Source organism: Arsenicicoccus dermatophilus, from assembly GCF_046267915.1.
GTDB classification, from domain to species: domain Bacteria; phylum Actinomycetota; class Actinomycetes; order Actinomycetales; family Dermatophilaceae; genus Arsenicicoccus; species Arsenicicoccus dermatophilus_A.
This window is the reverse complement of record NZ_CP176520.1, coordinates 1,502,143-1,528,803: the sequence shown is the minus strand read 5'-3', so window position 1 is coordinate 1,528,803 and position 26,661 is coordinate 1,502,143. Positions and strand designations below refer to the sequence as shown.

Below are 26,661 nucleotides of genomic sequence, written 5' to 3'. Positions count from 1 at the left end.
GTCACCCTAACGAAGAGCGCCGGCGCCCCAGGACCGCGGTCGCCACCGGGCACCGCCGCCGACCGAGCACCTGTCCGCCGGCGGCCAGCACCGCGGCCTCCGCCACGCTCGGCACCCCCACGAGCCGCGTCACCCGCTCGCTGGGTTCGGCCACGGGCTGCCCCGCCAGCTCCTCGTCGGCATACACCTGCAGGCGCGCGCCCAGGTATGCCGCCAGCGCGAGCACCGCCGGCTCCGTCGCCTTGCGCCCGGCCGTCACCACCGCCGCGACCTCACGTCCGGCACGCAGGTCGTCGACCAGGGCCCGCACCACCTCGGGGTCCGCCCCGGCCCGCGTCCCCACGCCCACGACCAGCTCGTCCATCGGGCCATCATGCCTGGTCCGCGCCCCGGACGCGCAGACACCGGCGGCGCCCATCCCCCAAGGGACGGGCGCCACCGGTGTCGTGGTGCTCGGGGTCAGCTGGCGGCCGGCGTCGTGGGCATCCCGCGGCGCAGGCCACCCACCATCTGGTCGATGTCGGCCTGGGTGATCATCCGCGCACCGGCGGGGGCCTCGACGTCGCCGTCGAGATCGGAGTACTCCACGACCATCGGCAGGGAGAGGTTCTTGGCCTTCAGCTGGCTGAACCTCGCCCGGTCCTTGGCCGGGACGGTCGACTCGTCGACCAGGCCGATGATCTGCCCCAGGTCGAACTTGGTCGACGTGATCTTGCCGTCGGCCAGCGTCGCGGTCATCGCCAGGGTGCTGTCCGCCTTGATCTTGGCAGCCATGCCCTGCATCTCGGTCATGCTCCTGGCCGGGAACTGCTGCGGCAGGATCCGCTGCATGTCGGCGAGGAAGGTGTTGACGAAGGGCTTGGCCTTGAGCGTGATCGCGATGTCGTCGCCCTCGCCGCCGAAGGTCGCGTTGGTGTCGATGTTCTTGTTCATCGCGTCGGTGAGCTGCTGACGCTGCTGGGCCGACATCTCCGTGGGGCGACCGGGCGCGGCAGCACCCGGGGCGGACCTGGCGAGCTTGTCCATCGTGGCCTTGTCCACGCCGACCCACTTGCCGGCGATGACGTCCTGCATCCAGCCGGGCATGCCGCTCGCGGAGGCGGTCACCTGCTTCATGGTGAACGCGCCGGTCTGGTCGGCGATCTTGGCCAGGTCGACCTTGAAGAACATGCTCTGGGCCGCCATGGCCAGGTTGACCAGGTCGGAGTCGGTCTTCCAGCTCATCCGGGTGCGCAGCTTGGCCGGGTCCTTCTCGTCCTTGAGGCTGGCGCCGGTGGACTGGGTGTCCACGACGACGCGGCTCGACGTGATGAGCTTGGCGATCTTGGGGTCGAGCGGCTTGTCGTTCTTGCTGGTGGCCAGGTCGGCGACCATCGTGGCGAGGTTCTCCGGCGAGGTGTCGAAGCGCATCGTCACGCGCTGCTTGGTCGTGTCGGCGGTCTTGTCGACCGCGGCCTGGTAGCGGGCGTGCGCGTCCTGGCCGTTGCTGCCGGCCAGCTTGGCGGCGGAGCCCGTGGTGCCTGCCTTCTGCTCGCCGCAGGCGGTGACCGAGCCGAGGATCAGCGGCGCCGCGACGAGGCCCGCGACGATCGTGGTGTGCTTGCGCATGAGTGGATCCCCCTGTCGAGCGGTGTGTGCCCGGACGGGCACTCCCTTTCAGGACGAAACTACTCCCCTTCCGCGTTCCACGGCAGGGGCGAGAGGCTTTCCGGGGTCCGTTCAGGGGTATGCCGGAGGGCGGTCACCGTGGTTGGTAACCTGCGGGACCGGCATCTCGCCGACCGGCCCGCGCCCTCGGTCGTCGCCCGGCGACCTCCCGACGTCGGGCCCGCCGACGAGGCCCCGGTGCCCAGGACCAGGATGTCCGACGAGAGTGCCCCACGAGAGCGTCCGACCAGGCAGGAGACGGCCCATGATCACGCTCGTCACGGGCGGCGTCCGCTCGGGCAAGAGCACCCACGCCGAGGGGCTCGTCCCCCACGACGCCCCTGTCGGCTACGTCGCGCCCGGCCTGGTGCCCCTGGTCGGGGACCAGGAGTGGGCCCGCCGGGTGCGTGCCCACCAGGCCCGCCGTCCTGCGTGCTGGACCACCGTGGAGAGCGCCGACCTCGCCGGGGTCGTCCGGTCGGCCACCACTCCGCTGCTCGTCGACTGCCTCGGCACCTGGGTCACCCGCCTGATCGACGACGCCGGGGCGTGGGACGCGCCGCTCGAGGCGGCGGCGGCCGTCGCCCGGGCGCGCACCGACCTGCTCGCGGCGCTGCGGTCGGCGCCCGTGGACGTCGTCCTCGTCACCAACGAGGTCGGGTGGGGCGTGGTCCCCGAGCACCGGTCGGGGCGAACTTTCCGGGACGAGCTCGGTCGCGTCAACGCCGGCGTGTCCGCCGTGGCCGACCGGGTCCACCTCGTCGTCTGCGGGCGGGTCCTCGACCTCAGCGGCGCCCCGGTGGTCCCGTGACCAGCACCTGGGGCGACGGCGCCCGCCTGGCCTGGGGCACCCTGTCCGCCATACCCGTCCTGCCCCCGCGCCGGGTCGACCGGGAGGTGGCGGGGGCCGCGATGACCCTCGCCCCCGTGGCCGCCGTGCCCCTGGCGGTCGCCTGGGCCGCCTGCTCCTGGGTCGGCTCCGCGCTGGCGCTGCCCGACCTCGTCGTCGGCGGCGTCGCCGTCGCGCTGCTCACCCTGATGACCCGGGCGATGCATCTGGACGGGCTGGCGGACTACGCCGACGGCCTGTCGGCGTCCTACGACCGGGAGCGGGCCCTCGCCGTGATGAAGACCGGCGACGTCGGTCCCTCCGGCGCTGCGGCGATCGCGCTGTGCCTGCTCGTCCAGGCCGCCTGCCTCGGCTCCCTGGCCGGCTCCGCGCGGGGCGTCGTGCTCGGCACCGTCGCGCTCCTCCTCAGCCGACACCTGCTGGCCTGGGCGTGTGTCCGGGGCGTCCCGAGCGCGCGGCCGGGCGGGCTGGGCGACATGGTCGCCGGGACGGTGCCGGTATGGCGCGCTGCCGCGGTCCTCGTGCTCGTCACGGCGCTGGGCGTCGCCGGGTGCCTCGGGGTCGGTGCGACGCGCTCCTGGTGGGCCGTGCTGCCGTGTGCGGCAGCGGCCCTCGTCGGCGGGTGGCTGGTGGTGGAGCGCGCCGTGCGCCGGCTCGGCGGGATCACCGGGGACGTGCTGGGCGCGACGATCGAGGTCGCCCTGACCCTGGCCTTGGTGGTGGCCACCGCCTGTCGGTGAACCGCGGGTCCGTCAGCGTGGTGTCGACGTCGCGTCGCCGGTGCCACCCCATCACGTCACCGTCGACGATGCGGGTGGCCTGCACCCCGGCGGGTGGACGGAGGTCTGCGCTCACGGCGCCCACGCCAGCCGGGGATGCGCCGAGGGGCCTCCCGGCATACGACCGGAAGACCCCTCGGGTCCGGTGTGACAGGCGATCAGCTTGCCGCGCCGCCCTGGACGAACGGCGGCTTCTTGACGACCGCGGTGACCTCGCGACCACGGACGTCGACGACGACCTCGTCGCCCTCCTTGGCGCCCCGGTCGAGCAGGCAGAGCGCGATGCCCTGCTTCAGCGAGGGGGACATGGTGCCGGAGGTGACGACGCCGATCTCCTTGCCCTCGGAGTCCTTGACGACGCAGTCCTTGCGCGGGATGCCCTTGCCGGTGACCAGCAGGCCCCAGGACAGACGGCACTCCTTGGCGGCCTTCTGCTCGGCGAGGACGTCCTTGCCCCAGAAGGTCTCCTTGCCCCAGCCCACGGCCCAGCCGGCGCGAGCCATGTTGGGGGTGATGTCCATGCTCAGCTCGTGTCCGTGCAGGGCGTAGCCCATCTCGGTGCGCAGCGTGTCGCGGGCGCCGAGGCCGCAGGGCAGACCCTCGAGGGGCTCCATGGCCTTGATCAGGGCGTCCCACAGCGCGGGGGTGTCCTCCCAGGCGCAGACCAGCTCGTAGCCGCGCTCGCCGGTGTAGCCGGTGCGGCACACGGTGAGGGGCTTGCCGTCGAGCTCGGTGGAGACGTAGGACATGTACTCATGCCCGTAGGGGAGGCCGAGAGCCTGCATGACCTCGTCGACCTTGGGTCCCTGGACGGCGATGATGCCGTGCTGCTCGTGCAGGTTGGTGATCTCGATGCCCTCGGGGCACTTCTCCTGCATGCGACGCACGACCTCGGTCGTGTTGGCGCAGTTGGGGATCAGGAAGACCTCGTCCTCGCTGCGGAAGTACTGGATGAGGTCGTCCACGACGCCGCCGGTCGCCTCGTCGCAGCACATCGTGTACTGCGCCTTGGGGGGCTCGACCTTGCGCAGGTCGTTGGTGAAGCAGGAGTTGACGAAGTCCGCCGCACCCGGGCCCTTGACCAGGGCCTTGCCCAGGTGGGAGACGTCGAAGATGCCGACCCGCTCGCGGACCGCGGTGTGCTCGCGCAGGACGCCGCCGCCCGGGTACTCGATGGGCATCTCCCAGCCGCCGAAGTCGGCCATCTTGGCGCCGAGCGCGACGTGGCGGTCGTGGAGGGGGGACTTCTTCAGGGAAGTTTCCGTCATGGTCCCGACCCTACAAGCCAAGGACGGGGCTCTGTCGTGGGGGGCGAGTAGGTTGTCCTGGTGCGGCGCCACCGACGTCGTCGCACGCCATCACCGACCACCTAGCAGGAGCCCCCGTGACCACGCTCACCGTCACTGCCCGCTCCGCCGCCGACCTCGCCGCGGACGTCCTCGTCCTCGGCGCCTTCAGCGGCGACGAGCGCCCCACCTTCGCTGCCGAGCTGCCCGCCGAGACGACCAGCCACCTGGAGGCGGCCCTGGAGGCGCTGCGCTTCACGGCCGCCGCTGACTCCACGGTCGTGCTGCCCGCCGTCCCGGGCGTGCAGGCTGCGCGCGTGGTCGTCGTCGGCCTGGGCGCCGCCCCCACCGGTGAGCGGGCCCTCGACCTCGCCGCGCTGCGGCGCTCGGTCGGCTCGGCCCTGATGGGTCTCAAGGACGCGGGTCACGTCGCCGTCGTCGCCCCCGAGGCCACCGCCGCGGTCGTCGGCGCGGTCGGTGAGGGCGCCCTGCTCGGCGCCTATCGCTTCACCGCCCAGCGCGGCACCAGCGAGGCCCCCACCCCCACCGAGACCGTCACCGTGCTCGCCGGCCAGGAGAGCGACGAGCTCACGGCGGCCGCCGACCGCGCCCGCGCCGTCTGCGAGGGCGTCGCCTACGCCCGTGACCTGGTGAACACCGCGCCCAACCTGCTCTACCCGCAGACCTTCGCCGAGTCCGTCGCCGCGCGCTCCGAGGGCCGTCGCATCGAGATCACGGTGTATGACGAGAAGGCCCTGGCCGAGGGCGGTTTCGGCGGTATCCTGGGCGTCGGGCAGGGCTCGGCCCAGGCGCCGCGGATCGTGTCGATGGCCTACTCCCCCGAGGGCGCCGGCACGGACGTCCCGCACCTCGCCCTGGTGGGCAAGGGCATGACCTTCGACTCGGGCGGCCTGGACATCAAGCCCGCCAACGGCATGGCCAACATGAAGTCCGACATGGCCGGCGCCGCCGCGGTCGCGGGCGCCGTGCTCGCCATCGCCGAGCTCGGTCTGCCCGTCAAGGTCACCGGCTGGCTCGGCCTGGCCGAGAACATGCCGTCCGGCACCGCGCAGCGCGCCTCGGACGTCGTCACCATGCACAACGGCATGACCGTCGAGATCCTCAACACCGACGCCGAGGGCCGGATGGTCCTGGCGGACGTGATGACCCTGGCCGGGGAGCAGGGCGCGACCGCCATGGTCGACATCGCCACGCTGACCGGCGCGCAGGTCGTCGCCCTGGGCGGGGAGATCGCCGGGGTCATGGGCAACGACGAGACCTTCCGCTCCGACGTCGTGGCCGCGGGCGCCGACATGGGCGAGGAGCTGTGGGCGATGCCACTGCCCAAGGCCTACCGCAAGGCCCTGGACACCGAGGTCGCCGACATCGCCCACAAGGGCGGCCCCGCGGGCGGCATGCTCACGGCCGGCCTCTTCCTGCAGGAGTTCGTCCCCGTGACGGACGAGCAGCCCATCCCCTGGGCGCACGTCGACATCGCCGGTCCGTCGTTCAACGAGCAGGGCCCCCGAGGTTTCACCCCCAAGGGCGGCACCGGCTTCGGCGTGGCCACCCTCGTCCGTCTGGCCGAGCGGATGAGCCACGCGTGATGCTGAGGTGACCATCTCACGGTCACCTGGATGGACGACGCCCGCTCACGCTGGTGACGGGCGTCGTCCCTCTGCGAAGTAGTCCTCACCAGCGCGTATGGCCCTGGCCCGGTACACCGTCGACGGCGTGCCGATGCGGGGTGGGATCGATCGGTGCCCACCTCCCTCCGGACCCGCCGTCGCCCTGCCGGGCGGCGTCCCGGCGCCCCCGGACGTGGCGCTGCGGCGACCGTGTGCACGCTGGCGCTGCTGCTCGCCGTCACCGCTCTCGGTCTCCTGGCCGGGCGGGGACCGGACACCGGCCGCTCCGCCGCGCGCGGCGGCTGGGCCCTCGTCGGCGGCGGCGGCGCGCACCGCACCCGCACCGACGTCCCGCAGGAGGTCCCCTCCCGGCCCCCCGTCCAGATCCCCGCGATCCGCCCCGCGACGGCCGTGCGGTCGGCCGACCTCGCCGCTGCGGCCGCCCTCACCTGGCCCCTGCCGCCCGCCTGCGCCGCCGACGAGATCATCGGCCACCACGAGCTGCCGTCGGGCACGGGCTACTCCGCGGACCCGGCCAGCCTCGGGGCAGGAGCGCGCCTGCGGCGGGTGCTCGCCGAGCGCGACGGCCGGCTGGTCGCCCTCGACGGCTCCGGCACCCCCGACCGGTGCGACCGGGCACGGTGGGCGCTCGTCCAGGCCGCCATACCGGCGGAGCGGCGCGCAGCGCTGGACCAGGTCGTGCTCTACGACTACCCCCGGTCCTACCTCGACGATCCTGCCCGCCGTGGCGGGGTGCGGACCGGGTTCTTCGAGCCCAACCCCCAGGACCCCACGCGCTACCGTCTGGCCTTGTCCACCGACCTGCCCGCGCGGGAGGAGCTGCTGACCGTCGCCCACGAGGTGGGCCACGTCGTGAGCCTCTACCCCGACCGGCCTCGCCCCCGTCAGGACGACAGCTGCCCCTGGATCATCGACGACCGCGGCACCTGCGCCGCGGCCGGATCCCCGATGGGCGAGTTCTACGCGAGCACCTATCCCCCCGCCCTGCGGGACCGGGTGCGCGACCTCTACGCCGACCACCGGCGCCCCAGCCCGTCCGAGCTGGGCCGGGTCCACGACGACCACCCCGCCGACTTCGTCACCCGCTACGCCGCGAGCCACCCGACCGAGGACTTCGCGGAGAGCTATGCGTACTGGTGCCTGTGGGGCACCTCGACCCAGGCGCCGACGGAGGGCAGTCGCACCGCGGGTCTGGCCAAGCGGGCGTTCTTCGACCGCGAGGTGGCCGCGGGCCGGATGCCCGCCTCCTGCTCCGCGCTGCGCGGGCTCACCGCCCGCCGCTGACCCCCGCGGGCCACCCCTGCCTTGCGGCCGCGGGCACCCCCGGTGAGAGGATGACCGCCGCCGGGCCTCGCCACGAGCGGTGCCCGTCCAGGACTCACCGATCACCCGGCCGAGACGCAAGGGAGCGCACCATGGCTGACCAGAGCCCGCAGCAGGACACCTTCGACATCGTCATCCTCGGAGGCGGCAGCGGCGGCTACGCGTGCGCCCTGCGCGCCTCCCAGCTCGGCCTGAGCGTCGCGCTCGTCGAGAAGGGCAAGCTCGGCGGCACCTGCCTGCACATGGGCTGCGTGCCCACCAAGGCCCTGCTCCACGCCGCCGAGGTGGCCGACAGCGCCCGCGAGTCCGAGAGCTTCGGCGTCAAGGCCTCCCTCGAGGGCATCGACATGGCCGGGGTCAACGCCTACAAGGAGGGCGTGATCTCCAAGCTGCACAAGGGTCTGCAGGGTCTGGTCAAGGCCGCCAAGGTCACGTATGTCGAGGGCGAGGGCAAGGTCGTCGCCAAGGACACCGTGCAGGTCGGCGACCGCAAGCTCGTGGGCCGCAACCTCGTCCTCGCCACCGGGTCCTACGCCAAGACGCTGCCGGGCCTGGAGATCGGCGGCCGCATCATGACCAGCGAGCAGGCGCTGCGCCTGGACACCGTCCCCGAGCGCGTCGTCGTGCTCGGCGGTGGGGTCATCGGCTGCGAGTTCGCCTCGGTCTTCAAGAGCTTCGGCGCCGAGGTCACCATCGTCGAGGCGCTCCCCCGGCTCGTGGCGCTGGAGGACGAGGCGGTCTCCAAGACCCTCGAGCGGGCCTTCCGCAAGCGCAAGATCGCCTTCAAGACCGGCGTGCGCTTCGAGTCCGCCACCCAGTCCGACGACGGCGTCACCGTCACCCTCGAGGGCGGCACCACGCTGGAGGCCGACCTGCTGCTCGTCGCCGTCGGCCGCGGTCCGGTGACCCAGGGCCTCGGCTACGAGCAGATCGGCGTCGAGATCGATCGTGGGTATGTCGTGGCGACCGACTGCCGCACGTCCGTCGACGGCGTCTGGGCCGTGGGCGACATCGTCCCGGGCCTGCAGCTCGCGCACCGCGGCTTCGCCCAGGGCATCTACGTCGCCGAGGCCATCGCCGGCCTCGAGCCCGCCTCGATCGACGAGAAGGGCATCCCGCGCGTGACCTACTGCGACCCGGAGATCGCCTCCGTCGGCTACACCGAGGCCCAGGCCAAGGGGGCCTTCGGCGAGGTCGAGACCTATGAGTACAACCTGGGCGGGAACGGCAAGTCCCAGATCCTCGCCACCGCCGGCTTCGTCAAGCTGGTCCGCCGCAAGGACGGCCCGGTCGTGGGCATCCACATGGTCGGCGCCCGGATGGGCGAGCAGGTCGGCGAGGCCCAGCTCATCTACGGCTGGGAGGCGCTGCCCGAGGACGTCGCCCCGCTGATCCACGCCCACCCCACCCAGAACGAGGCGCTCGGCGAGGCCCACCTCGCGCTCGCCGGGAAGCCCCTGCACGCCCACGCGTGACCTGCGGATCCGGCATACCGACGGGTAGCCCGGGGGTGGACGGACCTGCTCCGTCCACCCCCGCTGCCGTCGAGCCACCCGCTCCCCGATCGCAGTAGGGTGAGGGACGAACGTCAACGGCTCATCGAAGGAGTACCTCCCACATGTCTGAACGCGTGACGATGCCCGCTCTCGGCGAGTCGGTGACCGAGGGGACCGTGACCCGATGGCTCAAGTCCGTCGGCGACGCCATCGAGGTCGACGAGCCGTTGCTGGAGGTCTCGACCGACAAGGTCGACACCGAGATCCCGTCGCCCGTGGCCGGCACGCTGCAGGAGATCCTCGTCGAGGAGGACGAGACGGTCCCCGTGGGCGCCGACCTCGCCGTCATCGGTGACGGCGACGCCCCGGCGCAGGAGGACTCCGGCGGCTCCGCGGCCGAGGCGGCCAAGGAGACCGAGGGCGCGGTCCAGGAGACCGAGGAGACGGTCGAGGAGACCACCTCCGCCACTCCCTCCGACGAGCGCGACGAGCCCGTGCAGGCCGACGCTCCTGCCGAGGGCTCCGGCTCCCAGGCCGGCTCCGGGTCAGTGTCCGGCGGTGAGACCGTCACCATGCCCGCGCTGGGTGAGTCGGTGACCGAGGGCACCGTGACGCGGTGGCTCAAGGCCGAGGGCGACGAGGTCGCCGTCGACGAGCCGCTCCTCGAGGTCTCCACCGACAAGGTCGACACCGAGATCCCCTCGCCGTTCGCGGGTACCCTCACCAAGATCCTGGTCCAGGAGGACGAGACGGCCGCCGTCGGCGCCGACCTGGCCGTCATCGGTGGCGACGCCGCCGGCGGCGCGGACACGTCCTCCGAGCAGGGCGCCCCGGCGGCGGACACCAAGGCCGCGGAGGCCGCTCCTGACGAGCCCAAGGACGAGGCCCCGGCCGAGGCCACGAAGGCCGAGCAGCCCCAGGCTGCGACCGAGGCTCCGCAGGCTGAGGCGCCGAAGGCCCAGGAGACCGAGGCCGAGACCCCCGCCGCCCCCCAGGCGCCCGCGGGCGACGACGCCTCGGCCTACGTCACCCCGCTGGTGCGCAAGCTCGCCGCCGACAACGGCGTCGACCTGGCCACGGTGACCGGCACCGGCGTCGGCGGACGCATCCGCAAGCAGGACGTCCTGGACGCGGCCAAGAAGGCTGCCGAGCCGGCACCCGCGCCGGGCTCCGCCTCCCCCGCGGCGGCTGCCCCCGCAAGCTCTCCTGCCCCGTCGGAGGCGCCGAGCACGGTCCCGACCCCGGACGCCGCGGCCGCCGCCAAGCGCGGGACGACGGAGAAGATGCCCCGCCTGCGCAAGGTCATCGCCCAGCGCATGGTCGAGTCCCTCGCCACCTCCGCCCAGCTCACCGCCGTCGTCGAGGTCGACATGACCCGCGTGGTGGCGCTGCGCGCCCGCGCCAAGGACGAGTTCCTGCAGCGCGAGGGCACCAAGCTCACCTACCTGCCGTTCATCACGCTGGCGACGATCGAGGCGCTCAAGGCCTTCCCGCAGCTGAACTCCAGCATCGACGGAGACTCCATCGTCTACCACGGCGCCGAGCACATCGGCATCGCGGTCGACACCGATCGTGGGCTGCTCGTGCCGGTCGTCAAGGACGCCGGGGACCTCAACATCGCCGGCCTGTCCCGCAGGATCGCCGACCTGGCCGACCGCACCCGCACCAACAAGGTCGGTCCGGACGAGCTCGGTGGCGCAACCTTCACGATCACCAACATCGGGTCCAACGGCTCGCTGATGGACACCCCGATCATCAACCAGCCCAACGTCGGCATCCTCGGCACCGGCGCGATCGTCAAGCGCCCCGCCGTGATCACCGACGCCGAGGGCAACGACGCGATCGCGGTCCGCTCGATGTGCTACCTGGTCCTGACCTACGACCACCGTGCCGTGGACGGTGCGCTGGCCGGCAAGTTCCTCTCGGCGATCAAGGCTCGCCTGGAGGAGGGGCGTTTCCAGGCCTCGCTCGGTCTCTGAGCGTGCGCTCTCCTGATCGGCCGCGGCCCCCGGCGGGGGTCGCGGCCGGTCCGCGTCCGGCACACGTGAAGACACGCCACCCGCGGGCGGGGCCGGCGGCGCCGGCCCGGTCACGGGGTCGGGTCCGGACGCCGTGACCGGCCCCGGAGAGGCCCGGGTCCCGTCACCGGGTGGGCGGCTGCAGCCCGGTCATCGGATAGGTTGCTCGACCCCGGCCAGCCGCCAGCCGGCCGGGGTGCGCCGGAGCACGTAGTCCGCCTCCGTGGCGGGGTGACCGGGCTCCTGGGTGCGCCGCCCGTCGGCCAGCCAGCTCCACGGGCCGAGGGCCACGTCGGCCCGCACCACGACCTCCTGCTCGCCGACGCGGACGGCCCGCGCCGCGGTCACCTCGAACCGCAGCCCGGCCTGGGTCTGCCCGCGGCGCCTCAGCTCGGCGATCCGGGCGGTGTCCGAGCGCCAGGCCCACGAGCCCACGGCGTCGGCACGGGCCAGCACGGACCGGTCCTGCGTGACCAGCGCAGCCGCACGGGCGTCCAGCAGCTCCTGCACGGCTCCCGTGGGGTCGACCGCGAGGGTCGTGGCCCCCGCGGAGAGTGCCGCGCCCGGGGTGGTGCCGGTCCCGGTGCCGGGCGTGGGGCGACCGGTGACGGCGGCCCCCGGGGGTCCCGGGCGCGGACTGGTCGGGCCGGGCCCGGGGGTGTCCGGGCGGGACGCCGCGGACCGTCGGGCGGACGCCGGTGGAACGGAGGTGGACCGGACCGATGCGGCGTCCACGACCACGGCGGACGAGGTGCGGTCCTCGTCGAGCCACCAGGCCGCACCGACCACGCCCACGGCCAGGCCGGCGGCCACCGAGGCCGCGAGGGTGCGGCCGGTCAGGAAGGGTCGACGGGCGGGCGGCTCCGGCGTCGCGGCCGCCCGAGCCTCGTCCAGGGCCCGCAGCTGCTCGGCCGCCTGCTCGCGGATCCTGCGGGTCACGTCCTCGGGCCGCGGCTGCAGCCCGACGTCGACGGTACCGGGGACCTGCCGGGGTCCGGCCCCCGTCTCGGAGCCCGGCGTCGGGCCGGACGGGACGTCGGCGGTGCTCGGCGCCGTGGATCCGCCACCGGCCCCCGACGGGCGGGGAGGGCGGGCCGGGGCGGCGGCTCCGGGCTGCGTCGGCGGCTGCACCGGCCCGTGGCTCCTGGGGCTCTCCTGCGGTGACGACCCGCGGCCCTGCAGGGTCCGCCCGCTCCGGGGCGTCTCGGCGCCTGCGGGGAGCCGGCCGCCGGTCGCCGCCCGTTCCCCTCCCCGTGCCTGGATGATCCCGGGCGGACCGCCGCCGATCCGGAGCGTGGCGCGGGGCACACGTGGGCTCGGGACGTCCTGGGGCCGGGCCCGGCCGGTGGCGGTCGGCCCTGCGGCGGTCGCTCGGGCGATCGTCTGCCCGGTGCCCGCATCGGCGCTCGGACGTGGCTCGTGCGGCGCGTCCTGCGGGTCGCCCGGTGGCGTCAGCTCCTCGCAGACGTCACGCATCAGCGGCCGGTCCCCGGGGCGCGGGGCGAGGCACCGGGTGATCAGGTCGATCAGGGCTGTCGGCGCGTCCGGGACGCGGGCGGCCAGCTCGGCGAGGTCGGTGGCCGTCCGCCTCGGCTCCCCCGTGAGCATGTGCCACCCGAGCGCTCCCAGGGACCACACGTCCGCCGCGGCGGTGACCTCCTCCTGCAGGTCGAGCTCCGGTGCCACGAATCCTGCGGTCCCCCAAGGGTCCTCCAGCAGGTCGCCGATCACGGCGGCCGTGCCCAGGTCGGCGACCAGCGCGTGGCCCTGCGCGTCCAGCAGCACGTTGCCGGGCGACAGGTCCCCGTGCGCGATGCCCTGGCGGTGCAGGCCCAGCATGGTCCGCGCCACGGCGGCCAGGATCGTGGTGGCCTCCTGCGCGACGAGGTGGCCGCGGGTCCGGACGAGGTCGGCGAGCGAGCCGCCCTCGGCGAGCCCGAGCACGAGCACGAGCCGATCGTCGGCCAGCACCAGGGCGTCGTGGAGGGGAACCACGCCGTCGAGCCGGGCCGTGCGCAGCCAGGCCAGCTCGGCCAGCACCGACTCGGCGTCCCGGGGCGTGACCGCCCAGCCGGACAGCCAGGGGTCGGTGGCCCGCAGCGGCTGCCGGCTCACCTTGAGGGCGACGGGCGCGCCGTCCTGGAGGCGCACGGCGCGCCATACGACCGCGGAGGCACCCTCGCCCAGCAGGCCCTGCACCTCGTAGCCCGCCACCTGCGGCCTGCTCATCGCGCTCTCCTCCGGTCGTACGGCGCCCCCGCGGCGTACGACCCACGGTGGCACCCCTCGGGCAGACGCCCCGGGCGTCATCCACAGGGCCGGCGTTGAACGATCGACAGACCTGTGGACAGCCGCCTGCCCGCACGGTCGTAGGGTGTCCCCATGCGTTTCGAGCACCTCGGCTTCGCCCCGGACCTCGTCGACTACCAGCAGGCCTGGGACCACCAGCGCGAGGTCCACGCGCAGGTCGTCGCCGGAGACCTGCCCGACACGACGATGCTGCTGGAGCACGAGCGGGTCTACACCGCCGGCAAGCGCACCGAGCCGCACGAGCGCCCCTGGGACGGCACCCCCGTCATCGACGTCGACCGCGGCGGCAAGATCACCTGGCACGGCCCTGGGCAGCTGGTGGGATACCCGATCGTGCACCTGCCCAGCAACCGCGACGTGGTCGCCCACGTGCGGCGCATCGAGGACATGATGATGGGCGTCTGCGCCGACCTCGGGGTCGCGACGGCTCGGGTGGCCGGGCGCAGCGGGGTCTGGGTGACGGCCGACGAGCGCGGCGGGGACCGCAAGATCGGCGCCATCGGGATCCGGGTCAGCCGGGACGTGACCATGCACGGCTTCTCGCTCAACTGCGACTGCGACCTGTCCTGGGCCCAGGTGATCGTCCCCTGCGGGATCGCCGACGCGGGCGTGACGAGCCTGTCGCGCGAGCTGGACCGCGACGTCACGGTGCAGGAGGTGCTGCCGCTGGCCGAGCGCCACCTGGAGCGGGTCTTCGACATGAGCACGGACGAGGCCGTCGAGGCGGCCCGGCGCAGGGGCACCGTGCGCGGCAGCACCGCCCTGCCCGAGACGCTGCGCTGAGCTCCACCGGCCCGAGCCCGAGCCGGCGTCGGCCGAGGCGCGGGTCTGGGCCTGCAGGTCCGCGGGCGCGACCGGGAAGCCCCGGCGGCCCGTGGGCGTTGGTGGTGGTGTCGTCACCGCGGCGTACCCTGTGGTGATGCCCGCCCCCGCACCCGGGGTCGGAGGCTGCCAGGGGTCGGCACACGGCCTGACGCACACACCCGCGAGGAGCACCATGACCGTCGCACCGGAGGGACGGCGCCTGCTGCGCGTCGAGGCCCGCAACGCCGAGACGCCCATCGAGCGCAAGCCCGGCTGGATCCGCACGACGGCCAAGATGGGCCCGGCCTACACGGAGATGAACTCCCGGGTCAAGGGTCAGGGCCTGCACACCGTGTGCCAGGAAGCCTCCTGCCCCAACATCTTCGAGTGCTGGGAGGACCGCGAGGCGACCTTCCTCATCGGTGGTGACGTGTGCACCCGCCGCTGCGACTTCTGCGACATCGCGACCGGGCGCCCCACCGAGCTGGACCGCTCCGAGCCGACCAAGGTCGCCGAGTCCATCGCCACGATGCAGCTGCGCTACGCGACCGTGACGGGCGTGGCGCGCGACGACCAGCCCGACGGCGCCGCCTGGCTGTATGCCGAGACCATCCGCGAGATCCACCGGCTCAACCCCACCACCGGCGTCGAGATCCTGCCGCCGGACTTCGGCGCCCGCCCCGAGCTGGTCGCCCAGGTCTTCGATGCCCGGCCCGAGGTCTTCGCGCACAACCTGGAGACGGTGCCGCGCATCTTCAAGCGGATCCGGCCGGCGTTCACCTACGACACATCGCTCAGGGTCCTGACCATGGCCGACGAGGCCGGGCTGATCACCAAGTCCAACCTCATCCTCGGGATGGGCGAGGAAGAGGCCGAGATCGACCAGGCGATCACCGACCTGATCGACGCCGGCTGCCACGTCCTGACCATCACGCAGTACCTCCGGCCGTCGCCGCTGCACCACCCCATCGACCGGTGGGTCAAGCCCGAGGAGTTCGTGCACTGGCGCGACCTGGCGCTCGAGCGCGGCATGAAGGCCGTCATGGCCGGGCCCCTGGTGCGCTCGTCCTACCGCAGCGGCAAGCTCTACGCCCAGGCGATGCAGGCGTTCGGTCGCCCGCTCCCGGAGCACCTCGCCCACCTGGAGGGGGCCGCCGAGATGACGACTCGCCAGGAGGCGTCGTCGCTGCTCGCGCGCCACTGACCCGCCGCGGCGACCACGGAAAGTCACCCCTACAGAACGGTAAGATGCGCCCCATGGCACGTCAGTCCTCCGGCAGCACCAAGGCCACCAGCAGCAAGGCCCCCCGCTCCGGCGTCGAGCAGCGCTCGTCCGCCGGTGGCGCCACCAAGGCCTCCCGCTTCGCCCGTCGCGGGAAGGCCTCGGCCGACCCGAGCAAGCCGGGACGCGTCGCCCAGGTCAAGCAGGCCTACGGCTTCGCCAAGCAGGTCGACCCCACGATCACCTGGTGGATGCTCGGGACCTTCCTGGTGACCCTGCTGGTGATGGTGGGCATCGGTCTGCTCGTGGGTCACCCGTGGTACTTCCTGATCCTCGGCGTGCCCCTGGCCGCGCTCGCCACGATGATCGTCATGAGCCGCCGCACCGACAAGGGTGCCTACTCGATGATCGCCGGCAAGCCCGGCGCGACGCTGGCTGCGCTGCAGTCGGTCCGCCGGGGTGGGTGGTACATCGAGCAGGAGCCGATCGCCGCCGATGGTCGCCCCAAGGGCCAGGACTACTCCCAGGTCGCCACGGTCTACCGCGCGGTGGGCCGACCCGGCGTCGTCCTCGTCGCCGAGGGCCCCACCTCTCGGGCCAAGAAGCTGCTCGTCGAGGAGCGCCGCAAGGTCGAGCGCTTCGCCTCCGGCTCGCCGGTGCACACCTGGCGCGTCGACGAGACCGAGACCGATGACCCGCAGGTGGTGTCGGTGCGCAAGCTCGCGATGAAGCTCCAGCGGATGAAGCCCGTCCTCACCAAGGAGGAGGTCGGCGTCGTCAACAAGCGCCTCAAGGCGATGACCGGCATCCGCCACACCGGCCTCCCGGCCGGCATGGACCCGAGCCGGATCCGCGGGCAGCGGCCGCGCTGACCCCACCTCACCCGCAGCGCGACGAACGGCGAGCCTCGACCGAGAGGCTCGCCGTTCGTCGCGCATGGGGTCCGCGCCCGGTGGACACCGCGGCGTGCCGACCGGTCCGCGGCGGGGGTGTGCCGGGCGGGCGGTTCAGCGGGTGCGCACGATGACGCTGCCGACGGCCTTGTCGTGCAGGCCGCGCCCGTCGCCGTCCCACACGACGGGCGGGATCACGAGGAGCAGGAGCAGGGCGCGCAGCGCGGCGCCGACCACGCCGATCGGACCGCCGTGAGCCATCCGCACCTGCATCCCGAGCAGCCGGTGGCCGACGGTGGCGCCTCCGGTGCCGACGAGCAGGACGTACTCCACGAAGAGCACCGCGAGCGGGAGGAAGGACTGGGCTCCCGTGGCGCCGATCGGCATACGGAACAGACCGATCGCGATGGCCAGGCACAGCAGCCAGTCGACGAGCAGCGCGAGCACCCGCTTGCCCAGGGGCGCCATCGCGCCCGGTCCGGCCGGGGGAAGGCCGAGGCGTTCGCCCGCGTAGGCGCCCTGCGCCATCTGCCCCCCGGGCCCGTCCAGCCAGCTGCCGACCTGCTCGCGATCCACCACGGCGCAAGATTACCCGCCGTAACACGCGGGAAACATTCGAGTCATGGCCGGGTAACGGCGACCCCCTAGCCTGGTGGCAACGGGTCGGCCACCAGGGCCGGCGACACCCAGGAGGACGATGTGTTCAGCACCCCTGAAGAGGTCCTGACCTTCATCAAGGACGAGGACGTCAGGTTCGTCGACATCCGGTTCTGCGACCTGCCCGGCGTCATGCAGCACTTCAACGTGCCCGCCGCGACGCTGGACGAGGACTTCTTCACGCAGGGGCAGGCCTTCGACGGCTCGTCGATCCGTGGTTTCCAGGCGATCCACGAGTCCGACATGAAGCTGCTGCCGGACGTCACGACGGCCTACCTCGACCCCTTCCGGGTCGAGAAGACGCTGATCATGAACTTCTCGATCGTGGACCCCTTCACCGACGAGCCCTACTCCCGCGACCCGCGCAACATCGCGGCGAAGGCCGAGGCCTACCTGCAGAGCACGGGCATCGCCGACACGGCCTACTTCGGCGCCGAGGCGGAGTTCTACGTCTTCGACGACGTGCGGTTCGCCAACCAGCCGCAGGGTGCCTTCTACTCGCTCGACTCCGTGGAGGCGGCCTGGAACACCGGGCGCGAGGAGGAGGGCGGCAACCGCGGCTACAAGACGGCTTTCAAGGGCGGCTACTTCCCGGTCCCGCCGGTCGACCACTTCGCCGACACCCGCGACAAGATCTGCCTCAACATGGCCCGGGTCGGCCTGGAGGTCGAGCGCAGCCACCACGAGGTCGGCACGGCGGGTCAGCAGGAGATCAACTACCGGTTCAACACCCTGCTGCACAGCGGCGACGACATGATGAAGTTCAAGTACGTCGTCAAGAACACGGTGTGGGAGGAGGGCAAGACCGCGACCTTCATGCCCAAGCCGATCTTCGGGGACAACGGGTCCGGCATGCACACCCACCAGTCCCTGTGGAAGGACGGCAAGCCGCTGTTCTACGACGAGCAGGGGTATGGCGGTCTGTCCGACCTGGCCCGGTGGTACATCGGTGGCCTGCTGCGGCACGCGCCCTCGCTGCTCGCGTTCACCAATCCGTCGGCGAACTCCTACCACCGTCTGGTGCCGGGCTTCGAGGCGCCGGTCAACCTGGTCTACTCCGCCCGCAACCGCTCGGCGTGCATCCGGATCCCGATCGCCGGCACTTCCCCCAAGGCCAAGCGCATCGAGTTCCGGATCCCGGACCCCTCGGCCAACCCCTACCTGGCCTTCGCCGCGCAGCTGATGGCGGGCCTGGACGGCATCCGCAACCGGATCGAGCCGCCGGAGCCGATCGACAAGGACCTCTACGAGCTGCCCCCGGAGGAGCACGACCAGATCGAGCAGGTCCCGTGCACCCTGGAGCAGGTGCTGGACGCGCTGGAGGAGGACCACGAGTACCTCCTGGAGGGTGACGTCTTCACCGAGGACCTGATCCGCACCTGGATCGACTGGAAGCGGGAGAACGAGGTCGCTCCGCTGCGGCTGCGTCCGCACCCTTACGAGTTCGAGATGTACTTCTCGATCTGAGAGTCATCCCCAGGTCAGGACGGTGGGCCCACCCCCACGGTCCGCACCTGGTCCGCACGGGCCGCCATCCGCTCTCGGGTGGCGGCCCGGGTCGCGTCACCGGCCACGTCGAGCAGGTGGCCGTAGACGTCGAGCGTCGTGGTGGCGCTCTGGTGCCCCAGGGTCAGCTGCACCAGCTTGAGGTCCAGGCCGGCTCCGATGAGGTATGACGCGAAGTGGTGACGCAGGTCGTGGAAGCGTACGCCGGCGGGCAGGCCGGGGACCGTGGCCCGGGCCGCCCGGAAGGCGTGCTCGACGACGGCCGGGGAGGCCTGGCGCCCGTAGGCGTTCGTGACGACCGTGGGGCCGGGGTAGGCGGCCAGGGCGGCCTGGACCCGGTCGGCGAGCTCGGTCGGGATCGGCACGTCGCGGCGGGCCCGGCGGGTCTTGAGCGGCTCGCAGGGGTGCTGCACCCGGACGTGGACGACACCCGCGTCGAGGTCGACGTCCCGGGCCCGCAGGCCGGTCACCTCGGCGATCCGCAGCCCGGCGAAGGCGCCGAGCAGGAGCGCGACCTGGAGCCGAGGTGGCATGGCGTCGTGCAGGGCCCACACCTGCTCCCCGGTGAGGACGTAGGCCCGTTGCCCGGCCTGCGGCGGCGCGTCGGCCTTGCGGCACGGCGAGCGGGTGATGATCCCCTCGTCGATCGCGGCGAGCATCAGCTGCTGGAAGCGCCGGTAGATCGCGTAGGTCGTGCTCGGGGCGTAGCGCTCGGACAGCCGGGCCGTCCACACCCGGACCTCCGACGGCTTGATCGAGCGCAGGGTGCGTCCGTCCCAGTCGGCCCGGATGACCCGCAGGTGCACCTCCGCCTGCCGCACCGTGCCCGAACGCTTGCCCCGGTAGCCCGCCAGCCAGCGGTCGGCCCATTGTCCGACCGTGATCCGCGCGAGGTCGGGATCGACATAGGTGCCCATGATCCGCGACGCGGTGATCTCGTCCAGCCAGCGGCGCCCCTCGGCGCGGGTGCGGAAGTGGCGGGCGTGCTCGCGCCCGTCGTCGTCGCGGTAGCGGGCGCGCCAGCGTCCGTCGGGCCTCCTGGCCAGGCTAGCCACCGCACCCCTCCCCCGCGCTCGCACGACGATCCGCGCCGACACGCCGCTCACGACAGAGGATCTCGGGTCTCACCCAGCCCCACGAGCGGCGCCCGGAGCCTACCCGGCGACGTGGCGCGCCCGACACCGCCGGGTGCTGCGGCGGGGCCGTGACCCGCCCGCACGTCCCCGACCGGGGACCTGCCGCACCCTCGTCGGGTCACGCCCATCTGGCACGATGGCCCGTATGGCGCCGGTTCTTCGCACGCTGTGTCGCGCTCCGGTCCCGGCCCGGGGGGACGGGTCATCGGGCTGCGCCCAGCGACTCCTGGCAGGATCTCCCGCATGACGGCCCCCCCGACCGGTCCCGACGACGTGCCCGCGGCCACCGGCAGCCCTCGCAGGCGCGGCCGGCGGGCCTGGGCCATCGGCGTCCCCGTGGCCGCGCTGCTGTCGGTGGCGGCCGTGCTCGGCGGGACGACGCTGTGGGTCGCCGACCAGTCCGAGGGGCGTGTCCTGACCGTCGAGCAGGCCCCGATCCGGGACGTCTCGCTGGTGCTCGGCGCCGGCGTCTACCCCGACGGCCGGCCCACGCCCTTCCTGCAGGCCCGGCTGGACGTGGCCCTGGAGCTCTACCGCACCGGCCGCACGCGGGTGATCATCGTCTCCGGCGACAACCGCAGCCACGCGTACGACGAGCCCACGGTCATGCGCAGCTACCTGGTCCAGCACGGCGTGCCCATCGACCGGGTGGTGCGCGACTTCGCCGGCCGCGACTCCTACGACTCCTGCACCCGTGCCCGGCGGATCTTCGGCGTCGACGCGCTGACCCTGGTCAGCCAGGGCTATCACCTGCCGCGGGCGGTCACCCTGTGCCGCGCCGAGGGCGTGGACGCCGTCGGCGTGGGCGACTGGACCATGTCCCAGGGCGCCTACCGCTCGACCTGGGAGTGGGGCGAGCGGCGGGAGATCGGCGCCAAGGTGAAGGCCGCGTGGGACGTGGTCTCCGGCCGGGACCCGGTGCTCGGTCCGCCCGAGAGCGCGGTCCGCGACGCGCTGAGGCACCAGTGACCGGCCAGGAACGCCGGTCGGCCCGGCATACGACCCGGATCGTCGTGGGCACCCTGGGCCTGGGCGCGCTCACCGCCGTCGTCGGGACCCGGGCCTGGGCGCTGCTCGCGTCCCGCGGACGGATCCTGGATCCCGCGGACGCCCCCGTGACCGAGGCCGCGGTGGTCCTCGGGGCCGGCCTGCGCCCGGACGGGCGCCCGAGCGACTACCTGGCCGCCCGCCTGGACCGGGCCCTGGAGCTGCACCGCCTCGGGCGCGCTCCCCTGCTCGTCGTGTCCGGCGCGGCCCTCCCGGACGCCGACGAGCCCGCGGCGATGCGGCGCTACCTGCAGGAGCGGGGCGTCGACCCGGCCGTCGTCGTCGAGGACCGGGCGGGCATCGACACCTACGCCACCTGCCTGCGGGCGCGGCGCACCTTCGGGCTGCACCGGATCGCCCTGGTCAGCCAGGCCTATCACCTCCCCCGGGCGCTGGCGCTCGCCGACGCCGCCGGGCTGGACGCGGTGGGGGTCGCCGACCGCAGCGTCCGCCGCCACGAGGACACCGAGCTCAGCACCTGGGTGCATGGCGAGCTGCGCGAGTGGGCCGCCGGCGTCAAGGTGCTCGCCGACCTGGTCCGGTCGCGCCCCGAGGACGACGGGCCGTACGCCGAGGAGGGCGACTAGGGCCACCCCCGGCACCGCCGCCCGGGCCGCTCTCGCTAGGGTCGACGTCGTGGAGGACGACCTCGACATCATCACCGTCGACCCGGCGCTGGAGCCGGCCGCCAGGGAGCGCATCGCCGCCCTCCTCGCGAGCCAGGGGCTCGACCTGGACGACGGCGTCGAGGTCTTCGTGACCTTCCAGCACTACGGGCGGGTCCTGGCGTGCGCCGGGCTGCAGGGGCGCGTCGTCAAGTGCGTGGCCGTCGACCCGAGCCTGCAGGGCCGGGACGTGCTGCTGCCACTGATGACCGAGATGACGTACGTCGCGCTGGAGCACGGCGCCGGGCACCTGTTCATCTACACCAAGCCGGAGTACCGCCGGCACTTCGAGGCGTGCGGCTTCCACCACCTGGCGACCGTGCCCGACGTGGTGACCCTGCTGGAGAACACCCCGCGCGGGCTGCACGCCTACGTCGAGGACCTGGCCCACCTGCGGCGCTACCGCGACCGGGTGGGCTCGATCGTCCTCAACGCCAATCCCTTCACCAACGGCCACCGGTACCTGGTGCAGCAGGCCGCCCAGGACTGCGACTACCTGCACGTCTTCGTGGTGAGCGAGGAGTCGGCGACGTTCACCTTCGACGAGCGCTACCGGCTGGTGGCCGCCGGGGTGGCCGAGCTGCCCGAGCGCGACCGGGTGGCCGTGCACCGGGGGTCGCCCTACATGGTCAGCAAGGCGACCTTCCCCAGCTACTTCCTCAAGGAGTCCGGGGTCGTGGACCGGGCCGGCACCGGCCTGGACCTGACGATCTTCCGCGAGCACATCGCTCCGGCCCTCGCGATCACGCACCGCTACGTCGGGACCGAGCCCTTCTGCGCCGTCACCCGTGCCTACAACGCCGACATGCACCGGTGGCTGGAGGAGGCGCCCATGGCGGCGCCCCCGGTCCAGGTGCACGAGATCGAACGGCTCACCCGCGGGGACGTCGCCATCTCCGCGACCGAGGTCCGTCGCCGCTTCGCCAACAAGGACCTGGTGGCCCTCGCCGAGCTGGTCCCCAGCCCCACGCTGATGCTGCTCGCGGCCAAGCTGCTCGCTCTTCCCGGCATACCTGATCACCGGTCCGAGGCCTGCTGACCCCGGGCCCCGCACCACCCACCGCACCAACGACGAGGAGGTCGCCATGCGCATCGTCCACGAGGCCGTCGCAGGCACGCTGGAGAGCAGCGACGTGATGGTCAGGGTCGCCCCACCACCAGGTGACGACGGGGGGCTCGACGTGGTCGTCACCAGCGCGGTGATGGCGCAGTTCGGGCACCAGATCCGCGCCGTCGTCGAGGAGGTGCTGCGCTCGATGGACGTGACCGCGGGCCAGATCACCGTGCAGGACAAGGGCGCCCTCGACTGGGCGATCCGGGCCCGGCTGCAGGCGGCGCTCGTGCGCGGCTGCGACGCCGACCCGGACTGGGCGATGCTGCAGGAGGCGGGAGCATGATCACCGAGGCCACCATGCGCGACCCGGGGGCCCTCCCCCACCGGTCGATGCTGTTCGTCCCGGGGTCCAACGCCTCGATGATGGCGAACTCCTACGTCTACGGCGCCGACGCCATCATGTTCGACCTCGAGGACGCGGTCGCCCTGCGCGAGAAGGACTCGGCGCGGCTGATGGTCTTCCACGCCCTGCGCTCCCCCGTGTATGCCGACGTCGAGACGGTCGTGCGGATCAATCCCCTCGACACGCCCTTCGGCCGGGACGACCTGCGCGCCGTCGTGCGGGCCGGCGTGCAGACGGTGCGGCTGCCCAAGACCGACAGCGCCGACGACATCCACGAGCTGGAGGCGCAGGTCGAGGCGGTCGAGCGCGAGTGCGGCCGGGAGGTCGGGTCCACCCGGCTCATGGCCGCCATCGAGTCCGCGAGCGGGGTCGTCAACGCCGTGGAGATCGCCCAGGCGAGCCCGCGCATGGTGTCCATCGCACTCGCCGGCTTCGACTACGTCATCGACATGCAGACCACCCGCTCGGCCGAGGGCACGGAGCTGTTCTACGCCCGCTGCGCGGTGCTGCACGCCGCCCGGGTCGCCGGGATCGCGGCCTACGACGTGGTCTGGTCCGACGTCAACGACGAGGAGGGCTTCCTGGCGGAGGTGGAGCTGATCAAGCGGCTCGGCTTCAACGGCAAGTCGCTGGTCAACCCCCGCCAGATCCACCTGCTGCACAACGCCTACGCCCCCACCGAGGACGAGCTCGCCCACGCCCGGATGGTCGTCGCGGCGGCCGACCGGGCCGCCCGCGAGGGCCTGGGGGTCGTCTCCCTGGGCGGCAAGATGATCGACGCCCCGATCATCGTCGCCGCCCGCCGCACCATCGCCTTCGCGGACGCCTCGGGCGTCCGCCGTTGAGGAGCCCGAGATGAGTGACCTGAGCACCACCCGCACCTGCGAGGCCGCCGAGCGCGTCGCCTCGGCCGGGCTCGACGGGCTGCGGCCCTACGCCGGCTGGTCGGCGGCCACCCCGCACCTGGCCGGGGAGGGCAAGCTGGAGCGCAAGATCCGCCCGACCCTGGAGGAGGCGATCACCGCGAGCGGCCTGCGCGACGGGATGACGATCTCCTTCCACCACCACTTCCGGGAGGGCGACAAGTCCATCAACCGGGTCGTGGACACCCTGGCGCGGATGGGCTTCACGGACCTGACCCTCGCCAGCTCCTCGCTCAACAAGTGCCACGCGCCGCTCGTGGAGCACATCCGTAACGGCGTGATCACCCGGATCTACACCTCCGGCATGCGCGGCGAGCTGGCCCGCGAGATCAGCCAGGGCCTGCTCGAGCACCCGATCACGATCCACAGCCACGGCGGCCGGGTGGCGCTGATGGACTCCGGCGAGCTGCACCTGGACGTGGCCTTCCTCGGCGTCTCGGCGTGCGACGCCATGGGCAACGCCAACGGCATCACCGGGCGCTCGCACTGCGGGTCCCTCGGCTACGCCATGGTCGACGCCGAGCGGGCCGACCAGGTGATCATGCTGACCGAGGAGATCGTCCCCTATCCCAACACCCCGGTGTCGATCAGCCAGGCGCAGGTCGACCACGTCGTGGTGGTGGACGAGGTCGGCGACCCCTCCAAGATCTCGGTCGGGGCCGCCCGCCTCACCAAGGATCCCAAGGAGCTGCTCATCGCCCGCTACGCCGCGGACGTCATCGAGCACTCGGGCTACTTCGAGGACGGCTTCTCGATGCAGACCGGCTCAGGGGCCTCGGCGACCGCGGTCACGCAGTTCCTCGGGCCGCGCATGGAGCGCAAGGGCATCACCGCCGGCTGGGCCCTCGGCGGCATCACCGGCGGCATCGTCGACCTGCACCGGCGCGGCCTGATCCGGCGCGTCGTCGACGTACAGGACTTCGACACCGTGGCGGTGGAGTCACTGGCGAGCGACCCCGGGCACGTGGAGATCTCCGCGGACGAGTACGCCAACCCGCTCTCCAAGGGCGCGTGCTCGGACGGGCTCGACGTGGTCATCCTGTCCGCGCTGGAGATCGACCTCGACTTCAACGTCAACGTGATCACCGGCTCGGACGGGCTGATGATGGGCGCCTCCGGCGGCCACTGCGACGTCGCGGCGGGCGCCAACCTCGCCATCGTCGTGGCACCGCTCATCCGGTCCCGGATCCCGGTCGTCGTGGAGCGGGTGACCACCCTGGTCACGCCCGGCGACACCATCGGCGTCCTCGTCACCGACCACGGCATCGCCGTCAACCCCGGCCGCCCGGACCTCGCCGAGCGGCTGCGGGCCGCGGGCCTGCCCGTCACCACGATCGAGGAGCTCTACCGCCGGGCCACCTCGATCACCGGGGTGCCGCAGCCGATCGAGTTCGGCGACAAGGTCGTCGGGGTGATCCGCTATCGCGACGGCAGCGTCATCGACGTGGTGCGGCAGGTGCTCGCGCCATGACCGCCACGACCGTGCCCGCCGGCGTCGACCGGCTCCAGGCCATCCTCGACGCGCGGGACGCGCGCGCGACGCGGCGCCGCGAGCTGCAGCGGCGACACCCGGCGGGCACGGTCGTCGTCCTCACCCTGGTCATCCCCGGCCCGGACAAGGGCGGGCCCGGATGGCGCGACCTGCGCGAGGAGGCGCTGCGCTGCGTCGAGCGGCTGTGCGCGCGGCGTGGCTGGGCCGTCGACGCCCAGGAGCCGGCCGACACCGCCACGGGTCCCGAGACGGCCCTGGTCGTGCGCGCCGAGGCGGGCGAGCTCAAGTCCGTCCTGGTCGAGCTGGAGGACAGCCACCCCTGGGGTCGGTTGTGGGACCTCGACGTGCACGTCGGCGAGCTGCCGCTGTCCCGCGTGGCGGTCGGGGCGGATCCTCGGCCGTGCCTGGTCTGCCCCGGGCCCGCCCACGCCTGCGCTCGCTCGCGGGCCCATCCGCTGACCGAGGTGCTGGCCGCGGTGGAGGTGATCCGTGGCCGTCCCCGAGCCTGAGCCCCGGGCCCTGCCGACCGCCCACCCACGGCCCGAGACCGTCCTCGCCCTGCACGACCACGCCCACACCGCCCACCTGTCCCGACTCGCCCGGCGGGCACTGCTCGCCGAGGTGGAGCTCACCCCCAAGCCCGGGCTGGTCGACGCGCGCACCACCGGCGCGCACCAGGACATGGACATCACCACCTTCCGGGCCAGCGTGGCGGCCATCGCCCCGTGGTTCCCGGTGCTGCACGAGACGGGCAGGGCCGGCCACCGGGACGGCCCCGACAGCTTCCTGACCCGGCTGCGCGGCCCCGGGATCGCCTGCGAGGAGGCGATGTTCACCGCCACCGGCGGGGTCAACACGCACAAGGGCGCGGTCTTCGCGTTCGGGCTGCTGCTGGGCTGCGCCGGCCGCCTGTCCGCCGGTGGACACCCGGTCACGGTGCCCACCCTGTGCCACCTGGTCGCCCGCATGACGACCGGGCTGGTGACCCGCGAGCTCGCCCCCGTGGAGCGCCCCGGTACCTACGGCGAACGGGCGTACGTCGACCACGGGCTCACCGGTGCCCGGGGTCAGGCCGCCGGCGGCTACCGCACGGTCACCGACCTCGCCCTGCCGGCCTACCGACTGGTCGAGCAGCGCACCGGGGACCGCGATCTCGCCCTCACCCAGGCGCTGCTCGTCCTCATGGCCACCACCGACGACACCACCCTGGTCAAGGACGGACACCTGGGCGGCCTGCGGCACGTGCAGGCCGGGGCCCGGGCGATCCTGGAGACGGGCGGCGCGCTGGACCCCGGGGTGCGCGACCGGATGTCGGTGCTGGACGCCGAACTCAGCGAGCGAGGACTGAGCCCGGGCGGGTGCGCCGACCTGCTCGCCGTGACCGCCTTCCTCGCCGAGCTGCCCTCCGCCTGACCCTGACCGGCCGCACCCCACCGGGACGAGCCCCGCGCCCGGCATACGGCCGCTCGCGGTGGACGGCAGGCGCGAGCCGCGGACGGCC

General features: G+C 73.2%; 24 protein-coding genes. 18 read left to right on the top strand and 6 right to left on the bottom strand.

Annotated elements, in window-relative coordinates:
* Position 1: 1 nt before the first annotated feature.
* The gene (locus ACK2IS_RS07490) at positions 2 to 364 is read right to left on the bottom strand and encodes a cobalamin biosynthesis protein (protein WP_409485513.1); all 363 of its coding nucleotides are present in this window, start codon (positions 362 to 364) and stop codon (positions 2 to 4) included.
* A gap of 95 nt (positions 365 to 459) precedes the next feature.
* Positions 460 to 1,608, bottom strand: coding sequence for a hypothetical protein (locus tag ACK2IS_RS07485; RefSeq protein WP_409485512.1), 1,149 nt, complete (start codon positions 1,606 to 1,608; stop codon positions 460 to 462).
* Between the two features lie 304 nt (positions 1,609 to 1,912).
* Between ACK2IS_RS07485 and cobU the strand changes: the two genes are divergently transcribed.
* Both cobU and ACK2IS_RS07475 read left to right on the top strand, forming a co-directional pair.
* Positions 1,913 to 2,458 (top strand): bifunctional adenosylcobinamide kinase/adenosylcobinamide-phosphate guanylyltransferase, encoded by a 546-nt coding sequence (cobU, locus tag ACK2IS_RS07480; protein WP_409485511.1) that lies wholly within the window; start codon positions 1,913 to 1,915, stop codon positions 2,456 to 2,458.
* Complete coding sequence (locus ACK2IS_RS07475) at positions 2,455 to 3,237, top strand: adenosylcobinamide-GDP ribazoletransferase (RefSeq protein WP_409485510.1); 783 nt, start codon at positions 2,455 to 2,457, stop codon at positions 3,235 to 3,237. Before cobU ends, ACK2IS_RS07475 begins: the two co-directional genes overlap by 4 nt.
* A gap of 197 nt (positions 3,238 to 3,434) precedes the next feature.
* Here ACK2IS_RS07475 and gcvT read toward each other — a convergent pair whose 3' ends face one another.
* On the bottom strand, positions 3,435 to 4,544 hold the full coding sequence (gcvT, locus tag ACK2IS_RS07470) for a glycine cleavage system aminomethyltransferase GcvT (protein ID WP_409485509.1): 1,110 nt from the start codon (positions 4,542 to 4,544) through the stop codon (positions 3,435 to 3,437).
* Between the two features lie 116 nt (positions 4,545 to 4,660).
* Here gcvT and ACK2IS_RS07465 point away from each other — a divergent pair, with 116 nt between their 5' ends.
* The 4 genes from ACK2IS_RS07465 to sucB all read left to right on the top strand — a co-directional run bounded on the left by ACK2IS_RS07465 (position 4,661) and on the right by sucB (position 11,009).
* Positions 4,661 to 6,169 carry a leucyl aminopeptidase gene (locus ACK2IS_RS07465; protein WP_409485508.1) on the top strand — a complete coding sequence of 503 codons (1,509 nt, stop codon included), beginning with the start codon at positions 4,661 to 4,663 and terminating at the stop codon, positions 6,167 to 6,169.
* Between the two features lie 153 nt (positions 6,170 to 6,322).
* Positions 6,323 to 7,495: a hypothetical protein gene (locus tag ACK2IS_RS07460; protein ID WP_409485507.1), complete on the top strand. Its 1,173-nt coding sequence runs from the start codon at positions 6,323 to 6,325 to the stop codon at positions 7,493 to 7,495.
* Between the two features lie 131 nt (positions 7,496 to 7,626).
* Entirely contained in the window at positions 7,627 to 9,009 is a 1,383-nt protein-coding gene (gene lpdA, locus ACK2IS_RS07455) for a dihydrolipoyl dehydrogenase (protein ID WP_409485506.1), read from the top strand.
* Between the two features lie 143 nt (positions 9,010 to 9,152).
* Positions 9,153 to 11,009, top strand: coding sequence for a 2-oxoglutarate dehydrogenase, E2 component, dihydrolipoamide succinyltransferase (gene sucB / locus ACK2IS_RS07450; RefSeq protein WP_409485505.1), 1,857 nt, complete (start codon positions 9,153 to 9,155; stop codon positions 11,007 to 11,009).
* 189 nt (positions 11,010 to 11,198) lie between these two features.
* Here sucB and ACK2IS_RS07445 read toward each other — a convergent pair whose 3' ends face one another.
* Positions 11,199 to 13,277, bottom strand: coding sequence for a protein kinase domain-containing protein (locus ACK2IS_RS07445; RefSeq protein WP_409485504.1), 2,079 nt, complete (start codon positions 13,275 to 13,277; stop codon positions 11,199 to 11,201).
* Between the two features lie 153 nt (positions 13,278 to 13,430).
* On the opposite strand from ACK2IS_RS07445, the gene lipB reads away from it, so the two are divergent.
* From lipB to ACK2IS_RS07430, 3 genes are all read left to right on the top strand, one after another.
* On the top strand, positions 13,431 to 14,141 hold the full coding sequence (gene lipB / locus ACK2IS_RS07440; RefSeq protein WP_409485503.1) for a lipoyl(octanoyl) transferase LipB: 711 nt from the start codon (positions 13,431 to 13,433) through the stop codon (positions 14,139 to 14,141).
* A gap of 214 nt (positions 14,142 to 14,355) precedes the next feature.
* Positions 14,356 to 15,366, top strand: a complete 1,011-nt coding sequence (gene lipA / locus ACK2IS_RS07435; protein WP_409485502.1) for a lipoyl synthase — start codon at positions 14,356 to 14,358, stop codon at positions 15,364 to 15,366.
* Positions 15,367 to 15,419: 53 nt separating this feature from the next.
* Positions 15,420 to 16,256, top strand: coding sequence for a DUF4191 domain-containing protein (locus ACK2IS_RS07430; RefSeq protein WP_409485501.1), 837 nt, complete (start codon positions 15,420 to 15,422; stop codon positions 16,254 to 16,256).
* Between the two features lie 135 nt (positions 16,257 to 16,391).
* On the opposite strand, the gene ACK2IS_RS07425 is transcribed toward ACK2IS_RS07430, so the two are convergent.
* Positions 16,392 to 16,856 (bottom strand): RDD family protein, encoded by a 465-nt coding sequence (locus ACK2IS_RS07425; RefSeq protein WP_409485500.1) that lies wholly within the window; start codon positions 16,854 to 16,856, stop codon positions 16,392 to 16,394.
* A gap of 120 nt (positions 16,857 to 16,976) precedes the next feature.
* Here ACK2IS_RS07425 and glnA point away from each other — a divergent pair, with 120 nt between their 5' ends.
* On the top strand, positions 16,977 to 18,401 hold the full coding sequence (gene glnA / locus ACK2IS_RS07420) for a type I glutamate--ammonia ligase (RefSeq protein ID WP_409485499.1): 1,425 nt from the start codon (positions 16,977 to 16,979) through the stop codon (positions 18,399 to 18,401).
* Between the two features lie 14 nt (positions 18,402 to 18,415).
* Here glnA and ACK2IS_RS07415 read toward each other — a convergent pair whose 3' ends face one another.
* The gene (locus ACK2IS_RS07415) at positions 18,416 to 19,495 is read right to left on the bottom strand and encodes a tyrosine-type recombinase/integrase (protein ID WP_409485498.1); all 1,080 of its coding nucleotides are present in this window, start codon (positions 19,493 to 19,495) and stop codon (positions 18,416 to 18,418) included.
* Between the two features lie 324 nt (positions 19,496 to 19,819).
* On the opposite strand from ACK2IS_RS07415, the gene ACK2IS_RS07410 reads away from it, so the two are divergent.
* The 8 genes from ACK2IS_RS07410 to citG are packed head-to-tail and all read left to right on the top strand — an operon-like array spanning position 19,820 to position 26,573.
* Positions 19,820 to 20,545 carry a vancomycin high temperature exclusion protein gene (locus ACK2IS_RS07410; RefSeq protein WP_409485497.1) on the top strand — a complete coding sequence of 242 codons (726 nt, stop codon included), beginning with the start codon at positions 19,820 to 19,822 and terminating at the stop codon, positions 20,543 to 20,545.
* The gene (locus ACK2IS_RS07405) at positions 20,542 to 21,210 is read left to right on the top strand and encodes a vancomycin high temperature exclusion protein (RefSeq protein ID WP_409485496.1); all 669 of its coding nucleotides are present in this window, start codon (positions 20,542 to 20,544) and stop codon (positions 21,208 to 21,210) included. Before ACK2IS_RS07410 ends, ACK2IS_RS07405 begins: the two co-directional genes overlap by 4 nt.
* Positions 21,211 to 21,259: 49 nt before the next feature.
* Entirely contained in the window at positions 21,260 to 22,327 is a 1,068-nt protein-coding gene (gene citC, locus ACK2IS_RS07400) for a [citrate (pro-3S)-lyase] ligase (RefSeq protein WP_409485495.1), read from the top strand.
* Between the two features lie 46 nt (positions 22,328 to 22,373).
* Positions 22,374 to 22,685 carry a citrate lyase acyl carrier protein gene (citD, locus tag ACK2IS_RS07395; RefSeq protein ID WP_409485494.1) on the top strand — a complete coding sequence of 104 codons (312 nt, stop codon included), beginning with the start codon at positions 22,374 to 22,376 and terminating at the stop codon, positions 22,683 to 22,685.
* Entirely contained in the window at positions 22,682 to 23,590 is a 909-nt protein-coding gene (citE, locus tag ACK2IS_RS07390) for a citrate (pro-3S)-lyase subunit beta (RefSeq protein ID WP_409485493.1), read from the top strand. The genes citD and citE overlap by 4 nt, the downstream gene beginning before the upstream one ends.
* Positions 23,591 to 23,600: 10 nt before the next feature.
* Entirely contained in the window at positions 23,601 to 25,139 is a 1,539-nt protein-coding gene (gene citF / locus ACK2IS_RS07385) for a citrate lyase subunit alpha (RefSeq protein ID WP_409485492.1), read from the top strand.
* Positions 25,136 to 25,669: a citrate lyase holo-[acyl-carrier protein] synthase gene (citX, locus tag ACK2IS_RS07380; RefSeq protein ID WP_409485491.1), complete on the top strand. Its 534-nt coding sequence runs from the start codon at positions 25,136 to 25,138 to the stop codon at positions 25,667 to 25,669. Before citF ends, citX begins: the two co-directional genes overlap by 4 nt.
* A complete protein-coding gene (gene citG / locus ACK2IS_RS07375) occupies positions 25,650 to 26,573 on the top strand; it encodes a triphosphoribosyl-dephospho-CoA synthase CitG (protein WP_409485490.1) in 924 nt (307 codons plus the stop codon). The genes citX and citG overlap by 20 nt, the downstream gene beginning before the upstream one ends.
* The last annotated feature ends 88 nt before the right edge of the window (positions 26,574 to 26,661 follow it).

Excerpts from the sequence above, each read along its gene's own strand:
- ACK2IS_RS07490 (WP_409485513.1), bottom strand. The coding sequence starts at position 364 with ATGGACGAGCTGGTCGTGGGCGTGGGGACGCGGGCCGGGGCGGACCCC.
- ACK2IS_RS07485 (WP_409485512.1), bottom strand. The coding sequence starts at position 1,608 with ATGCGCAAGCACACCACGATCGTCGCGGGCCTCGTCGCGGCGCCGCTG.
- cobU (WP_409485511.1), top strand. The coding sequence starts at position 1,913 with ATGATCACGCTCGTCACGGGCGGCGTCCGCTCGGGCAAGAGCACCCAC.
- gcvT (WP_409485509.1), bottom strand. The coding sequence starts at position 4,544 with ATGACGGAAACTTCCCTGAAGAAGTCCCCCCTCCACGACCGCCACGTC.
- lpdA (WP_409485506.1), top strand. The coding sequence starts at position 7,627 with ATGGCTGACCAGAGCCCGCAGCAGGACACCTTCGACATCGTCATCCTC.
- sucB (WP_409485505.1), top strand. The coding sequence starts at position 9,153 with ATGTCTGAACGCGTGACGATGCCCGCTCTCGGCGAGTCGGTGACCGAG.
- ACK2IS_RS07445 (WP_409485504.1), bottom strand. The coding sequence starts at position 13,277 with ATGAGCAGGCCGCAGGTGGCGGGCTACGAGGTGCAGGGCCTGCTGGGC.
- lipB (WP_409485503.1), top strand. The coding sequence starts at position 13,431 with ATGCGTTTCGAGCACCTCGGCTTCGCCCCGGACCTCGTCGACTACCAG.
- lipA (WP_409485502.1), top strand. The coding sequence starts at position 14,356 with ATGACCGTCGCACCGGAGGGACGGCGCCTGCTGCGCGTCGAGGCCCGC.
- ACK2IS_RS07430 (WP_409485501.1), top strand. The coding sequence starts at position 15,420 with ATGGCACGTCAGTCCTCCGGCAGCACCAAGGCCACCAGCAGCAAGGCC.
- ACK2IS_RS07410 (WP_409485497.1), top strand. The coding sequence starts at position 19,820 with ATGACGGCCCCCCCGACCGGTCCCGACGACGTGCCCGCGGCCACCGGC.
- citD (WP_409485494.1), top strand. The coding sequence starts at position 22,374 with ATGCGCATCGTCCACGAGGCCGTCGCAGGCACGCTGGAGAGCAGCGAC.
- citE (WP_409485493.1), top strand. The coding sequence starts at position 22,682 with ATGATCACCGAGGCCACCATGCGCGACCCGGGGGCCCTCCCCCACCGG.
- citF (WP_409485492.1), top strand. The coding sequence starts at position 23,601 with ATGAGTGACCTGAGCACCACCCGCACCTGCGAGGCCGCCGAGCGCGTC.
- citX (WP_409485491.1), top strand. The coding sequence starts at position 25,136 with ATGACCGCCACGACCGTGCCCGCCGGCGTCGACCGGCTCCAGGCCATC.